Raw genomic sequence first — 16,317 nt, 5'->3', positions numbered from 1 at the left:
GACGTTTCGCCAGGGCACGGCTGCCCTCATGCGTGCCTTTGAGAATTCGTCGGAGCCTCTGGAAACCGCGCAAGCAGCGCGGCATCCCGATGGGGTTCTGCGCTACACGATAGGAAACGAAAGGCCCAGCCATGACGATGATAGAACCGAGAACCTCCAATACCGGTATTCGGATCGACGAGGGCCCTGCGGCCGACCCGTCCCCGCCGCCCGTCCGATCGACGGTTCCGCCCACGCCAGAGCGCGGCCTTCTGATGTTGTCACGGCGGCCGGCTCGTGCGCAGCCGGGCGAGATTGCAGTCGCATCTCCGCCACCGGCAGCGCCGAGGCAGCGCGATATCGTGAGAAAACTGAAGGGTCTGCTGCGGCCGATCAACACTCCGGCAGGGCGGCAGGATCGCTACGACAAGGGCATCGGCGTGGCCGCGTACGCCAAGACGAAGCTCTTCAATCCTTTCCATCGCACCGATGTGTCCGCACGGCCTACCGTGGGGCGTCACGTGCGCAGCGACGGCGACGCCGTGCCGTCGATGCCGTCGAAAATGAGCGGCGCTGCACGTACTGCAACGGCGTTGGCGGTCGAAGGACCGCGCCTGCGCGCGCTCAAGCAGGCGCCCGATCTGCAGGCCATGCTTGCCGGCGCTTATCCGGATGCACAACCCTATGAACGCACGGCACTCGCCGATTCGCTCACCGACATCGCGCGATCGGGTGGTTTGACCTCTCCCGAGCTCCATCTTCTGAGCGGGGCGCTGATGCAGGCGCATCCTCTGGACATGTCCGAGGCCGCGGCCTGCCTCGCCGGCTTGTGCGAGCTGCGGCTGGTGGAAGCGCTGGCGCACCCGTCGTCGTCGCCGCCGACGGACGAGGCGCGGCTGGCGTGGGCGTTCGCCGCAGCGCTCGTCGCACTCGTCCCGGGCAAGGCCATCGACCTGCTCGACAAGGTCACGGACGGCGCCTTGAACGGCAATGCGGGTGAGGGCGGTGCGCGCCGTGCGCCATGGAATGCCCAGCAGCGCGACGGCGTGCTCTGCTACCTGATCGCGGCCCGGGAGATCGGCGGTACGGCGGTCGATCCGCACAGCATCTACGCGATGGAGCGGCTTGCCGCATGCATCGACGAATCGCGCAGGCAAGCGCATCGCGACGGTGCGGTAGCGCGAAAGAAAGATGTGTGGCCGGGACGGGCCGGTGCCGCCCTGCCGCTGCACGAGGACGCGGGCGGAAGTTCTGCCGTGCGTCTGAACCTGTACGAGAAGGCGTTGCTCGCGGTACACGACATGCTCGATCCGGCAGTCACCGAAGTGCACGGATGCGCGTTCGCCGCCTACCGCGTGCTCAACGGTCTGGCCAGCGGGCAGGCGACCAATGCAGACGGCTCTCAGAGCGACGAGCATTACATCATGGCGCGTACCCGCAAAGGTCGCACATGGATGGACCGGGCCCGGGCACCCCGGGGCCGGCGCGCCGCGTTCAAACTCGCTTTGACCCACAGGGGCAAGAGCCCGTATCTGGTCGTCAACAAGGTGGTGTCGCCGCAGGGCATGGATGCGAGGATGACCCTGTCGCACAACAACGGCATCCACCACGGCCGCGCCATGAAGGACATGATCGGTACGCTCGAGCAGGCACTCGACCAGCGGGGCGGACCGGGAGGTTCGCCCTTGCCGACGCGGAAGCATCCGATCCCTGCATCGGCAGTCCGTCCTGATGAGGTGGAGGGCTTGACGACCTTGCGTAATCTTGTCCGCAGGTCCTTGCTCTCCGAGGCCAGGGGGGAGGTCGGTCCGCTGTTCACACGCTATAACCTTTCGCGCGCGATACCCCCTGATAGGATCGACGCCGCCCGTGCCGCCGTGCTGGACTGCATTCGGCCTGCCGACGGGGCGGCGGGCTCCCCGCCGCGCTGGCCGCAAGACATCACGGCCGCCGTCGATGCCCTGCTGGCCGACGCCGGGTCCGCGCCCCCCGACGCGTCGGACGTCGAGGAAGGCGGCGAAGCGAGCTGGACCGGCACTGCGCAGAACAGGCCACTGACGCCGCAATGTCTGCTGGACTGGGCCGCCGACGTCGGGGGGCCGCGCGACGAAGCAGCGGCTATGGAGCTGGAGCCGGGCGAAGCCGCGTTCGGCGAACCCGATTGGGCGCGGTTCGCGAGCAGCTATGCCCGTGTGGCGAGGAACGAGGCACCCGAGCCGGAGATCGTTTCGCTGGAAGGCAAGTCGCACAAAGATGCCTGCCTCGTTATCGCCGAAATGATCCGCGGCAAGCATGCGGGCGACAACAGCGGCGAAGAGCTCGCATCGAGTTTCACGCTGGAGCATGGTGGCAATTCGGGCTTCAACACCGGTAGCGTCATGCAGAGAATCTGTGGCGTCCTGCTCGGATTCTTCCGTTGTCATGTGGATGCGGGTGTCCAGCACACGCGCCGCGTGAGCTTCGAATCCAGAAACGCGGCGGAGCGAAGCGGCATCGTGATGCGTGTGCAGACCTTCGTGCGCATGAGTCTGGGCGCTGGCGGTTTGGCGGGCATAAAGGGCAGCGCTGGTCCCGTCGGAGGTTCGGTGGCCGTGGGTGTCAGCGCATCGCATGTGTGGAAGCTGGCCTCTGAAGAAGGCGTGAACTGGAACTTTCCACGCGACCGGTCGGGCGGACTTGCCAACGACCAGCAGCTTGCCGACAAGAAGGCGCGCCTGTTTCTGCTGCTAAATGGTGTTGCCGATCCGCAAGGCGGCCCCTACAGGTTGCCGGGCAACCCGGAAGACCGCAGCACGGGCGGTCTTCCGGATCTTATCAATCTTGCACTTCAGGAATTCGGTCCTTCGCTGTCGATCAACCGCTATAAAGTCGAGCAGTCGCTCGAGATGGGGCCGACCTTGGAGGTTGCCGCCGGCGCCGGCGTAAGCAAGGGGCCCGTGGTTGTCGGCCTCGCACCGACGAAGCTCTTTCACGATGTCCGGACCAGCGTGATGCATCAGAAAGACCTCACCGGCTCGTATCGGGTGGACAGGGAAACACGACACGAGCACGTCGTGGACCGTGCCACGGGTGCATTGGCTATGCTGCTTGGCCAGGCCAACGACTGGGAGCAGGCCGGCAGCGTGGGGACGCTGGATGCCGTCGTCAGCGTCTCGCCGCTGGCGCAAGGTGCGGTCGACGTTCGGCGCAAGGGGGTCGCCGAAGCGACGGTGCGCATCTCGCGCAATCACAAGACTCTGCCCACGAGCTACCTTTCGACCAGCTACGACCGACCGAACGATTTCTACAAAGCCTACGGTGCGCGGCTGGAAAGCAACGTCGAGGACATGAACAAGAAGTTCTATCCCGGCAGGCATGCGGAGGATGCGGCGCGCGAACGCGGCAAGCAGATGGCCGCGCTCGGTCAGTTCGTCGGACGGCACGCGACGCGCCAGGATATGACGATGAAATTCGCCGATTGGTACGAGCTTGGCGACTACGACGATAGCGACACCGCGTTACGGGCCCAGGCCCATCTCGATGGTGCGCGTGGTGATGCCGTGCAAGCCGCGGCAGCGCGTGCCGAAGCGGACCAGCTATTGCGCGAACCTGGCAATCAGGAATCCCGCTACGTTATTGCCCTCAACACCCGGAGCGTCGGTATGACGCTGGGGGTCAATGGCCAGTTGGGCGCGACGCACAACGGGCAGTACACCTACACCGAACGGTCGCCGGATTTCATCTGACGGGCGATAGAGGGAACCGGACCTGCGGTTCGGTTTTCAGTTGCGGTTCAGGTCACGTCCGCGCGTCTCCGGCAGGCACATGGCCACCACCACCACGATAGCGTAGGCCGTTGCTGCGCAGATACCGATGGAGGTGCCCAGCGACAGATGCATGTGGTCGCTCAACACGCCCACCAAGGTAGGAAAAGTGGCTCCGATCCCGCGGCCGAAGTTGTAGCAAAAACCTTGTCCGGAGCCGCGCAGTTCGTTGGAAAACAGTTCGGACAGGAAAGCACCCGCTCCGCTGAACATTCCGGACATGAAAAAGCCCAGCGGAAAGCCCAGTATCAGCATCACGCTGTCGGTGATCGGTAGAAGCGTGTACGCATACACGAGTACGCCGGCACAGGCGGCAAACAACATGAAGGTGCGACGTCGGCCCAACGCGTCCGAGAGGTAGGCACCGCAGAGGTAGCCCATGAAGGAGCCGACGATGAACATGAACTGGTAGCCACCCGAACCCAGTACTGTCAGATGGCGCTCGTTCTTCAGAAAAGTGGGCAGCCACACGCCGATGGCGTAATAGCCGCCTTGCATACCGGTGAACAGCAAGCTGGCCAGCACCGTGACACGCAGCACGCCGGGTTTGAAGATCGCAAGAAAGTTGCCGCTGCGTTCTCCCCGTGCCACGGCTGCACGGCTGCGCAGGTAGATGTCAGGCTCGCGGAGCGAGCGGCGGATGAAGATGATCAGCAGTGCCGGCAGCAATCCCAGCATGAACATCGCGCGCCACGAATACTCCGGCGGAATATGGGTGAATAGCAGGACGGACATCAGCACCGCAGCACCCCAGCCCACGGCCCAACTGCTTTGCACCAGCCCTACCGCCTTGCCGCGGTGCGCCGGTCGGATCGTCTCGGCGATGAGCACGGATCCCACGGCCCATTCGCCGCCGAAACCCAGACCTTGCAGTGTGCGCCCGATCAGCAGTTGTTCAGGGGTTTGCGCCAACCCGCACATGAAGGTGAAGACCGTGAAGATCAGGATGGTGAACTGCAGTATCCGCACGCGACCGTACCTGTCGGCCAGCACGCCCGCCGCCCATCCGCCGAGCGCGGATGCCACCAGGGTGGACGTGCCGATCAGGCCCACCTCGGTCTTGCTCATGCCCCACAGCGACAACAGGATCGGCGTGACCAGCGGCAGTGTGTAGTAGTCGAAGGAGTCGACCGCGTAGCCGGTGAACGATGCCGTCAGCGTGCGCTTCTCGTTGGTGTTGAGTGTGCTGATCCAGTGGCTTGCGGCCGGAGCACCACCGGCTGCGGGGGAGGAGGGTTTGACGATCGTCGAAGGCATGTCTTTAGTCTTGGTGTGAATGGTTGTGGGGCGGGGCTCGGAAGTGGCGAACCGGTGTCGCATCGGATCGGTCGAGGGCGTCGCACCAGGGGCGCCATACGATCCCGGACTTGGATGGTGGCGGTGGGGTGGGGGGGCTTCGGCGTTTCCGATGCCAGTGGACATGGTGGTGGGTGAGAGCCCGTATTGTGAAAATTCTGTGACTCATCAGGCCAACGCAAAATTTCTTGTTCAAGACATCGATTTTTTCGATGCACGCGGTGCGTGCATCGCATGCACCAATGCGGACTTCAATGCCGCTTCGGGCAAGGACGACGAGGGGTCTTCGCAATAACTCGCGTGGATCTGCAGGGGCTCGACCAGAACATCGCAAGGGAGTGAGCGGATGGGAAATCGACCAGCCAGTGACTCGACGACCTGCTGCGGCAGCATGGCCACACCGAAACCCGCCTCTACGAGTTGCACCATCGCCGAGATGGACGAAATGGCGTGCACCCGCGGCAAGGGACCGCCCGCTTTCCGGAAAAGCTCGGTCAGCGTCAGGTAGGGCTGTGAGCCGCGCTGGAAGGTCATCAGGTCGAGTGCGAGCAAATCCTGCAGGCGATAGTTTTGCCGCAGGTGCAGATCCTTGTGGCCGACGAAGCAGATCGGCATGGCCGCCACCGCCTTCGAACGCATGCCGTGCCCGATGGCGGGCAGTGCGGCGAACACCATGTCCTGTTTGCCGCGCTGCAGCCTCTCGATCAACACCGGGCTGGTTTCGACCGTGAGTTCGAGTGCGAAGTCCGGATGGGTCAGTCGCATGTGCTCCACCCAGTCCGTGAGCCAGCTATGGACTACGGATTCGATCGCTCCCACCCTAAGCACGGCCTTGTGCGTCGGATCCTGCCCCATGTCGGCCCGGATATGCATGTGCATTTCCAGCAAATTCTTAGCGTGCAAGTGAAAGCGCTGACCTGCGGCGGTCAGGCGGAAATGCTTGTTGCTGCGGTCGAGCAGCAGCACGTTGAGTTCGTGCTCCAGCGCGGAGATGCGACTGGATATGGCCGACTGCGTCAGGTGGAGTTTCTCGGCCGCACCCGTTACGCTTTTCAACGTCACGGCCCAGTGGAAGGCTTCTACAAACCGAAGATTCATGGAGTCGCAGTTTTCAGTAGGAGGCACCGAGGTACCAAGTGTCCCGGACCGTGCCGACCGCAGCAATGCCTGCGTTTCACGGCGGCGCGTCGGTCAGGAATCGTACGCCCATGCGCCTCCTGGGACGAACCTCGATCCGGTCAAGCGGGCATGCGCGGCGCAGACGCCGACTCGTGTCATGCCGTGCACCATCGAGCGCAGCGGGGCTGCGCGGAGCCGGCGCTCACGGCGTGGTTTTTCGAAACCGGTTCGATTCCCCGTCCGCGTGCGCTGGCAGGACGGCATGGGGCGCGTCTCCGACCGCCGCGGGGCGCTCGATCAGGCGGGCCGCGCCCGCCCGCAGAGGCTCCACCATGCGGACGATCAAGGCCATCTGTATCTGCTGCACGCCCACGCCATGGACGCCGTCCTGCGCTTCCAGCGCGGCGGCCATCGCCAGTGCCTCGGGGGACACCGCCTCGGGCGCGCGGTGTGCGAGCAATTGCGACGCCACCTCTTCCAGCGTCTGCAATAGATAGGCTCCTGCCTGTTCCAGCAACGGATCGCGGCCGTGGGCCGACACCGCGCCGCGGTGCGCCCCCAGCGCCGACAGGTAGTTCAGCAGCGTGTGCGACAGCACCATGAAGCGGATCGCCGCCTCGCCGTTGCGGTGCAGGAATCCTGGCTCCTGCAGCATCTGCACCAGGGCAGACGAGAGCGCGGCATCGGCATTGTGCGCATTGCGGCGCGCCAGCCGGTAGGCCAGGTCGTCCTGTTTGCCGTCCACATACTGCTGCAGAATCGCCTGCAGGTACCGGGCGCTGGAGCCGATCGCGCGGGCCGCGGTGGCTTCCAGCCGGCGGCCCTGCCAGTCGGGCAGCACCAGAAACACCGCGGCGCCGGCGATCAGCGCACCAGCGACGGTATCGACCATACGCGGCACGATCAGGTCGTAGCCGTTGCCGATCTGGTTGAAGCAGAGCAGCACCAGCAGGGTGATCGCGCCGGTGGCCAGTGCGTAGCGGTTGCGCCGCGCGGCGAAGAAGACGATGCCCGCCACGACGGCCAGCATGGCCTGCACCAGTGGCTGGTGAAACAGGCCGAACAGCATCCACCCGACCACCAGCCCGCCGAAGGTGCCGGCCACCCGTTGCAGCATCCGCCGCCGTGTGGCACCGTAGCCGGGCTGGCAGACGAAGAGCGTGGTCAGCACCACCCACCAGCCCTCCTGCACATGCATCGCCTGCATTGCGGCGTAGCCCGCGCCCAGCGCCAGCGAGAGGCGCACCGCATGCCGGAACAGCGGCGACGCCAGGCCCAGCTGCTGGCGCACCCGGCCGATCGCATCGCGCGCGGTGCGGGGCGAGCGGTCGAAGAGGCTGCTGTCGCGCTGCGCGTCGTGCTCGGCGGGCGGGTGGCCGGCGCTGGTGAGCGTCGCATCCAGCGCGGCGAGGTTGTCGGCCAGCGCCTGCAGGGAGCGCAGCAGCCGGGCGGTGCGCCCGGGAGTCTCGGGCCGGTCGACGGGCGGGCGGTGGCGCAGGTGGTCGATCGCGGCGCGCAGGTCGGCCATCGCCTGCAGGCTGTCGGGGCGCTTCTCGAACGGCTCGCGCATCCGGATCGCGCGGGCTAACTCCAGGCAGGCCCGGCCCTGCAGCGCCAGCAGCCGCTGGCCTCGGAACATCACGTCGCTGTGGAAGAAGGTGTCTGTCAGCTCATCGTAGGCGTAGTGGGAGGAGCTGGCCCGCTCGTGCACGTCCTGCGCGATGAAGTACAGGCCCAGGTAGCGGCGCATGCGACCGCCGGCCACCGCGCCGGTGCCGATGCGGCGAAACAGGCTTTCCTTGGCGGTATTGAGCGCCTGTACCACCCGGCCGTTGTGGCGCGCCAGCGCGATGCGGCGGCGGACAACGTCGATGCCGCGCACCGGCTCGAACATCGACGACTTGATCCAGAGCGCTTCGGCCAGTTCGTCGAAGAGCAGGGCCAGGTTCTGCTGCACCGGCTGGTGCGTGAAGAGGCCGGCCCAGACGAGCGAGATCGCGCCGTACCAGGCGGCGCCCGCCAGCAGCGGCAGCGGCCTGTGCCAGAAGCTGATACCGCTGGCCGCCAAGTGCTCCAGGCCGATGGCGGTGTAGAGCACCACGATCAGCGTCGCATAGCCGATCGCCCGGTAGCGTTCGCCCACCGCGCCCAGCAAGGTGAGGACGAAGGCCGCCGCCGGCAGCGCCAGGCCGAACAGCACCACATGCGCCGCCAGCGCCTGCACGGCGAAGGCCACCGCGACGAAGCAGCCCATCGTGACCAGCAGCGCCCGCAGGCGGCCGCGCAGGCTGTCGTCGGTCTCGGCCAGCGCGCAGGCGATCACGCCCAGCAGCACCGGCATCACCAGATCCATCCGGCCGACGCTCCGGCAGACGGCCATCACGCTGCCGAGCGCCAGGGCCACACGCAGGCTGTAGACGAAGGTGTCCTGCGCCCAGAGGCGCCGCAACCCGTGCCGGACGGTGGTGAGATTCATTCGAGGTACGACGCAGGAAGCGCGCCAGTCTCGGAGTCCGGCAGACGGACGACCGGGCGCATCGCCGGTGGCCTCAGGTGCGGACCTCGTCCACCAGCGTCTTGAACTCGTCGATGTCCTCGAAGCTGCGGTAGACGCTCGCGAAGCGGACGTAGGCCACCTTGTCGAGCCGTTTCAGCTCGCGCATCACCAGTTCGCCGATGCGGTTGGAGGGCAGCTCGCGCAGGCCCAGCGCCAGCAGCGTTTCCTCGATCCGCTCGACCGCGGCATCGACCTGCTCGACGCCGATCGGGCGCTTGCGCAGCGCCAGGTTCATCGACGCGCGCAGCTTCTCGCGCCGGTAGTCGACCCGCCGGCCGTCCTTCTTGACGAGTGCCGGCAGGCTGACGTCCGGCCGCTCGTAGGTGGTGAAGCGCTTGTCGCAGTCGCCGCACCGGCGCCGCCGCCGCACCGAGGTGCCGTCCTCGGCCACCCGCGTCTCCACCACCTGGGTGTCGGGGTGGTTGCAGAAGGGGCACTTCACGGCAGGGCGGCGCGCAGGCGGCGATGGCAGCGAACAGGCTTCAACCGTAGACCGGGAAGCGGCTCGTCAGGGCGTGCACCTTGGCGCGCACCGCGTCGATGTTGGCCGGGTCGCGCGGGTTGTCCAGCACGTCGGCGATCAGGTGGGCGGTGGCGCGGGCCTCGTCGTCCTTGAAGCCGCGGGTGGTCATCGCCGGCGTGCCGATGCGCACGCCGCTGGTCACCATCGGCTTCTCGGGGTCGTTCGGGATCGCGTTCTTGTTGATCGTCATGTGCGCGCTGCCCAGCACCGCTTCGGCTTCCTTGCCGGTGATGCCCTTGGCGCGCAGGTCGACCAGCATCACGTGGCTCTCGGTACGGCCGCTCACGATGCGCAGGCCGCGCTCGGTCAAGGTGTCGGCGACGATGCGGGCGTTCTTTGCCACCTGCTGCTGGTAGGTTTTGAACTCGGGCTGCAGCGCTTCCTTGAAGGCCACGGCCTTGGCCGCGATCACGTGCATCAGAGGGCCGCCCTGCAGGCCGGGGAAGATGGCGCTGTTGATCGCCTTCTCGTGCTGCGCCTTCATCAGGATGATGCCGCCGCGCGGACCGCGCAGGCTCTTGTGGGTGGTGGAGGTCACCACGTCGGCATGCGGCACCGGGTTGGGGTATTCGCCCGCGGCGATCAGGCCGGCGTAGTGGGCCATGTCGACCATGAAGATCGCGCCGACGTCCTTGGCCACCTTGGCGAAACGCGCGAAATCGATGCGCAGGCTGTAGGCGGAGGCGCCGGCCACGATCAGCTTGGGCTTGGTCTCGTGGGCCTTGCGCTCCATCGCGTCGTAGTCGATCTCTTCCTTTTCGTTCAGCCCGTAGGAGACGGCGTCGAACCACTTGCCGCTCATGTTGAGCGGCATGCCGTGGGTCAGGTGGCCGCCCTCGGCCAGCGACATGCCCAGGAGCGTGTCGCCCGGCTTCAGGAAGGCGAGGAAGACGGCTTCGTTGGCCGAGGCACCGCAATGCGGCTGTACGTTGGCGGCGTCGGCGCCGAAGATCCGCTTGACCCGGTCGATGGCCAGCTGCTCGGCCACGTCGACATGCTCGCAGCCGCCGTAATAGCGCTTGCCGGGATAGCCCTCGGCGTACTTGTTGGTGAGCTGGGTGCCCTGGGCCCACATCACCGCCGGAGATGCGTAGTTCTCGCTGGCGATCAGTTCGATGTGGTGCTCCTGGCGGGCGTTCTCGGCCTGGATGGCCGCGAACAGTTCAGGGTCGGCTTGCTCGACGAGCAGGTTGCGGTGGTACATGGTGGCAGTCCTGACAGACGTGGTCCCTTTGGGCGGTGCGCGGTGCACGGTTCCAGGAAGGGCTGCCCAGGCGAACGGCTGAAACGCCCAGGTGCCTGCGGCATCCGGGGCGGTACGCTTCCCAGTGGTTGTCGAGGGCGCGTGCCCTTCGGTGATTCCACGTCAGCGGCAGCCTGTCCGCCATGCGGGGGCCGCGCCTATCGCCAGTCGCGTACCCACGAATTTTAGCGCACCGGACTTGCCGGGGTGGCGCGGCGGTGACCCTGCCGTATCAACGGGCGTCGACGGTTTCGATCCCGTCGGTCGCCAGCGCGACCAGCTTCGGCACCGCGGCCGGGGCCGCGGGCGCATGGGCCGGGGCCTCGACCTTGACCGGCTGGGCGGGCGCGGCGGCCGGCGGCGGCACCACGATCGCGGGCGGCGTCACCGGCACGTTCTTGCCCAGCGCCACCGAGTGGAGCCGGCCGTGCTCCGCCAGCACCTTGGCGGCGTAGCCGCCGTCGTCTTCCATGTTGGCGGCACCCACGTAGTAGCGCAGGCCGGCCTCCAGCGAGCCGGCACGGGCGATGCATTCCTGCAGCACCTTCACGCCCACCCGGAGGTTGGTCACCGGATCGAACGCCGCCAGCTGGCCGCCGAAGTGCTGGTACTTGTCGGTGTGCACCCGGGTCATGACCTGCATCAGGCCCTGCGCGCCCACCGGGCTCTGGGCGAACGGGTTGAAGCCCGATTCCACGGCCATGATCGCGAGGATCAGCGTCGGGTCGAGCTTGGTGCGGGCACCGGTCTCGAAGGCTTCCGCCACCAGCGCGCCGATCGGCTCGGGCGCCACCCGGTATTTCTTGCTCAGCCAGAACGCGACCGCGGCCTGGGCCTTGGGCAGTTCCTGCGGGTTGGTCGCGGTGGCACGTTCAACCGCATCGCGCTGGATCGGCAGGCCGACCTGCTCGACCAGGCGGGCCTGCAGCAAGCCCATCAGTTGCGCTTCGCCGGATTGGCGCAGGTCTCCCCGAAGGAACAGCGTCAGGGCGGCGAAGGCCACCAAGAGGCCGATCAGGGCAAAACCGTTGTGCGTGATTTCGAAAAATCCCTCGGCGACGTCTGCGGCGAAAGTCCGCGCGGCCTGGGCTATTTTTCCTGACGCTGTCATTAGCTTTTCCTTTCTACACGAGGGGGCCGGCCTGCGCGCCACATGCCAGGCATGTCTCGCAGGAGAACGGTCGCTCGTTTGGATTGGGTCGCCATCGGATTCGTGCAGGTCCGCCGCGATGGGGCAGGAAGGGTGAGGCAACGAATCGACTTAGCCGGTGGATCGGCAGCGGGGTCGAAGTTCCGATTTCGGAAACGGGCGGATTCTAGGAGCCTTGCATATATCGAGTCAACTATAAAGAACGTGTTTTACATTCTATGTATGTCTGTTGAAAACGGGTGTGAGCGGGTGACACATTACCTTCCTCGGCGAAAAGAGTGTTTCCGGATGAAAGCCGGGTTTTGTCCTACGGCCCCGGGGCAACGGGCGGCGGATCGGCCCGGATGCCTGTGGCGCGGTACGCGAGTCGTCCGAAACGGTACCCGCGCCTCTCGAAAACCCGAGGCCGCGGGCGTCGCGCACGCTCTTACGCATGACCGACACTCGCCCGATGCCGATCCATTCCCGCCGCGTGGACCTCCCGCGATGACCGCAGACCGTATCCCTCCCGCGCACCGCGCGCTGCGCTATCTGCGCGCTTTCGGCATCCTGCTGTCCGCCTTCGCTTTGCTCGTGGTCCTGGCCTGGTGGGGCGTGCCGCACCTGCTGCGCCACCAGTTGGAGCACCGGGCATCGGAGCGGCTCGGCCGGGCGGTGACGGCCGGCCGGATCGACTTCCGGCCCTGGCGGCTGGAGCTGCGGATGCACGACCTGGCGGTGGCGGGGGCGGCACCCGGTGTGACACCGCAACTGCGGATCGACGGGGTGCGGCTGCGGCTGGCGTGGTCGTCGGTGCGCTATCTGGCACCGGTGGTGCGCACGCTGCGGATCGAGCAGCCCCGGCTGCGCATCGCGCACAAGGGCGAGGGCGGCTTCGACATCGACGACATCCTAGCGCGGCTGGAACGCGCACCGCGCGACCCGGCCGCGCCGCCGGTGCGCTTCTCGCTGCACGACCTGGACCTGCGCGGCGGCGAGATCGATTTCGACGACCGCGGCCGCGCCCATGCGGTGCGCGAGCTGAGCCTGCGCCTGCCGCTGCTCAGCAGCCTGGCCGCCCAGCGCGAGACGGCGGCCGAGCCCCGCCTGGCCTTCACACTCGACGGCAGCCGCTTCGACAGCTCCGCCCAGGCGACGCCCTTCGCCTCCACCCGCGAAGGCGAGGCGACATTGCGATTCGAAGGCCTGGACCTGGCGCCCTATCTGTCCTACTGGCCCGCCGGCTTGCCGGTGCGACTGGCCGGCGGCACGCTGGACGCCGAGCTGCACGCCTCCTTTCGGCAGGCCGAGGCGCCGACGCCGGCCAACCTCGAGATCCGTGGCCAACTCACCGCGCACCGCCCGGTGCTGCAGGATGCCGACGGGCAAGAGGTGCTGCGGGTCGAGCGGCTGGCGGTGGAGGTCGCCCGTCTGCGGCCCTTCGCCCGCGAGGTCGCGATCGGACAGGTGACGCTGCAGGCGCTGCAGGCCACGCTGCGCTGCGGCAGCGACGGCCGGATCGCAGGGACGGGCCGAGCCGCCACGGCGACTGCATCCGCCGCCGACCGCAGGACCGCGCCCGCACAAGCCGCAACCCCGGCCGCGTCCATCGGCAGGACGGCGCCCCCGCCGTGGACCGCCACCGTGTCCCACTTCAGGATCGCGCAGGGCCGCATCGACTGGCACGACGCGACGACCGACCCGGCCGCCGCGCTGGCGCTGACCGGCCTGGCCCTCGACCTGCAAGGCGCCGCCTGGCCGATGAAACAGCCTGCGCGCCTGACCGCATCGGCCGACGCGACGGGCATCGCTTCGGGTCGGACAACCGGTGCCGGCGAAGGCACCGCCTCCGTTGCGCGCCTGTCGGTGCACGGGACGCTGACCCCCGACGCGGTGGCGCTCGACATCGACAGCGGCGCGATCCCGCTCGCCTGGGCCGCCCCCTACCTGAGCGGCGTGCTGGCGCCGACGGTGGCCGGCACGGTCACCACCCGGGCGGCGCTGCAGTGGTCGCCCGCCGGCACCGTGGTCGAGGCGAAGAACCTGCGGATCGCCGACCTGGCCTTGGTCGGACGCGCCGGCGAGGGGCTGGCCGGCGTGCGCCGCCTGACGCTCGACGGTGCCCGGATCGACACCGCGCGGCGCAGCGTGTCGCTGCCGCAGGTCGGCATGTCGGCGCCGCGACTGCGCTTGGCGCGCGACGCCCGGGGCCACTGGATGTTCGAGGACTGGCGCGTGGCGGCCGATACGGGCCGGGCCGGCACGCCGGCGGGCGACCCGGCCGGGGTGGAGAAGGAGGTGCGCGGCACCGGCGCGGCGGCATCCTCGTCCGCTGCCAGCGCCACGCCCTGGTCGGTCGCCGTCGGTCAGCTGGCGCTGGACGAGGGCGCCCTGCAGTTCCGCGACGCGGGCCGCTCCCCGTCGGTGGCCGTCGACGTGTCGGAACTGCAGCTGGGCACCGGCCGCCTGCGGTGGCCGCTGGTGCCGGGCGAGGCGCCGGTCGCGGTCGATCTCTCCGCCCGCATCGGCGAGGCGCAGGAGACCGCGCCCGCCGACCGGGGCCGGGGAACCGCCGCGGCCGACGGGCGCACCCGGTTCCGCGGCACCGTCGCGCCGTCGCCGCTGGTCGTGGCCGGCCGGCTGGAGGCGCGGCGGGTGCCGCTGCAGGCCTTCGAGCCGTACTTCGACGACCTGCTCAACGTGCAGGTGGCCCGGGCCGAGGTGGGCTACACCGGCGAGGTGAAGTTCGCCGCCACGCCGCCCGGCGCCCAGTGGCAGCTCGACGGCGACGGCACCGTCGAGAACGTTCGCATCCTGAGCGCCGCGCCCGACGCGCCGGCCACCGCGCCGGTGTCGCAAGCGCGGGTGGCGACGGCCGCGCCGTCGCGGCGGGGCGGTGCGCTCTCGGTCGGCGCCTTCTCGCGCGGCGCCACCTCTCTGCTCGGCTGGGGCAACCTGGAGCTGCGCGGCCTGTCGGTCGCGTCGGTTCCCGGCAGCGCGCTGCGCGTCTCGGTGAACGACACGGTCTGGAGCGACTTCTTCGCCCGCATCGCGATCGACCCCGACGGCCGCAGCAACCTGCTCGACCTGGTGAAGAAGCCGGCGGCGGATGCTCCTGAAAAGATAGCAGGAGGTCGAGACACCGCGCCGGCTACGGCACCGAAAGATGCGCAGAAACCGGCCCCGGTGGTGCGGGTCGGCCCGGTGCGCTTCGTCAACGGCCGGGTGCTGTTCTCCGACCGGTTCATCCGGCCCTCGTACGAGGCCAACCTGAGCGAGCTGACCGGCCAGCTCGGGGGCTTCACCTCGGCGCCGGCCGCCGCGGCCGAAGGCGCCGGCCCGGCGATGGCCGACCTTGGCCTGCGCGGCAAGGTCGAGGGCACCGCGTCGCTCGAAGTCAGGGGCAAGCTCAATCCGCTGGTCCAGCCGCTGGTGCTCGACATCGAGGGCAAGGTGCGCGACCTGGAGCTGCCGCCGCTGTCGCCCTACGCGATCAAGTACGTCGGCCACGGCATCGAGCGCGGCAAGCTCGACGTCGACGTGGCCTACAAGGTGCAGCCAGACGGCCTGCTCACGGCCACCAACGCGCTGGTGCTGCGCCAGCTGGTCTTCGGCGAGCAGCAGGGCGATGCAAAAACGAGCCTGCCGGTCAAGCTGGCGACGGCGCTGCTGGCCGACCGCAACGGCGTGATCGACCTCGACCTGCCGATCCAGGGCTCGCTCAACGACCCGCAGTTCAGCCTGGCGCCGGTGATCGGCAAGGCCCTGGTCAACCTGGTGGCCCGGGCGATCACCTCCCCGTTCTCGCTGCTGAGCAATGCGCTGGGCGGCAATGCGTCGGAGGCGGCGACCGTCACCTTCGCGCCGGGCAGCGCGGAGATCGCCGGCGCGGCCGAGGCGTCGCTCGCCAAGGTGGCGCAGGCGCTGGTCGAGCGGCCGGCCCTGCGGATGACGGTGGTCGGCATGGCCCACCGCGAAACCGAGGCCGACGGCCTGCGCCGCGAACGGCTCGACCAGCTGCTGCGCATCGAGAAGCGCCGCAGCCTGCCGGCCGACGCCCAGGGCGATGCGCCGAGGCCGGCCCTGGCCGAGATGCAGGTGGCGCCGCAGGAGCGGCCTGCACTGCTCGCCAGCCTCTACGACCGCACCGACATGCCCAAGCCCCGCAACGCGATCGGCCTGGCCCGGACGCTGCCGGCCGGCGAGATGGAGAAGCTGCTGATGGAGCAGATCGACGTGACCGACGACACGGTGCGGTCGCTGGCGGTGCGCCGCGGCACCGCGGTACGCGACTACCTGGCGGCGCACGGTGTCGCGGGCGACCGGCTGTTCGTGGGCGCTGCGCGGCGCGTGTCCGATGCGGATGCCCGCGCGGGCTGGACGCCGCATGCGGAGCTGGATCTGTCGGCACGCTGAGGGGGCATCGGCAGCGCTTTCGACAGTCTGTATATAGAAGGCTGCCGTGTTCCTCCCAGGCGCGGAAAACCGGGCGACGGGCAGCATCTGCCGGCCGCTGCGGGCCGTGGCTTTGACCCGCCGAAAGACCGGCCTGTCATCATCCGAAGTGCGCCGCCCGAAAAGGCGGTGAAAATAGCGCCTTCGCCTCGCCGTGTCCTGCGGCGGCCGGCCCGGCAAAAGCCGCCCGGCGCTGCGCGCACGCAAAAAGGC

Annotated in this window: 8 protein-coding genes and 1 riboswitch; of the genes, 2 read left to right on the top strand and 6 right to left on the bottom strand. The window is 68.3% G+C overall.

Annotated features, from left to right (window positions below; genetic code table 11):
- Window positions 1-341: 341 nt before the first annotated feature.
- Entirely contained in the window at window positions 342-3,704 is a 3,363-nt protein-coding gene (locus DFQ15_RS08515; RefSeq protein WP_110465564.1) for a hypothetical protein, read from the top strand.
- Between the two features lie 36 nt (window positions 3,705-3,740).
- Here DFQ15_RS08515 and DFQ15_RS08510 read toward each other — a convergent pair whose 3' ends face one another.
- From DFQ15_RS08510 to DFQ15_RS08485, 6 genes are all read right to left on the bottom strand, one after another.
- Entirely contained in the window at window positions 3,741-5,039 is a 1,299-nt protein-coding gene (locus tag DFQ15_RS08510) for an MFS transporter (RefSeq protein ID WP_110465563.1), read from the bottom strand.
- 231 nt (window positions 5,040-5,270) lie between these two features.
- A complete protein-coding gene (locus tag DFQ15_RS08505; protein WP_110465562.1) occupies window positions 5,271-6,176 on the bottom strand; it encodes a LysR family transcriptional regulator in 906 nt (301 codons plus the stop codon).
- A gap of 223 nt (window positions 6,177-6,399) precedes the next feature.
- Window positions 6,400-8,673, bottom strand: coding sequence for a YccS family putative transporter (gene yccS / locus DFQ15_RS08500; protein WP_110465561.1), 2,274 nt, complete (start codon window positions 8,671-8,673; stop codon window positions 6,400-6,402).
- Window positions 8,674-8,746: 73 nt separating this feature from the next.
- The gene (gene nrdR, locus DFQ15_RS08495; RefSeq protein WP_110465560.1) at window positions 8,747-9,196 is read right to left on the bottom strand and encodes a transcriptional regulator NrdR; all 450 of its coding nucleotides are present in this window, start codon (window positions 9,194-9,196) and stop codon (window positions 8,747-8,749) included.
- Window positions 9,197-9,236: 40 nt separating this feature from the next.
- Entirely contained in the window at window positions 9,237-10,481 is a 1,245-nt protein-coding gene (glyA, locus tag DFQ15_RS08490; protein ID WP_110465559.1) for a serine hydroxymethyltransferase, read from the bottom strand.
- A 57-nt stretch (window positions 10,482-10,538) separates the two neighbouring features.
- Window positions 10,539-10,702: riboswitch (ZMP/ZTP riboswitch) on the bottom strand.
- A 50-nt stretch (window positions 10,703-10,752) separates the two neighbouring features.
- Entirely contained in the window at window positions 10,753-11,631 is an 879-nt protein-coding gene (locus DFQ15_RS08485; protein ID WP_110465558.1) for a lytic transglycosylase domain-containing protein, read from the bottom strand.
- A gap of 525 nt (window positions 11,632-12,156) precedes the next feature.
- Here DFQ15_RS08485 and DFQ15_RS08480 point away from each other — a divergent pair.
- The gene (locus DFQ15_RS08480; protein ID WP_158529028.1) at window positions 12,157-16,065 is read left to right on the top strand and encodes a DUF748 domain-containing protein; all 3,909 of its coding nucleotides are present in this window, start codon (window positions 12,157-12,159) and stop codon (window positions 16,063-16,065) included.
- Window positions 16,066-16,317 lie beyond the last annotated feature (252 nt).

This window comes from Xylophilus ampelinus, assembly GCF_003217575.1.
Lineage (GTDB): Bacteria > Pseudomonadota > Gammaproteobacteria > Burkholderiales > Burkholderiaceae_C > Xylophilus > Xylophilus ampelinus.
Note: the sequence above shows the minus strand (reverse complement) of the source record. Positions and strands in the feature narration are given on the sequence as shown.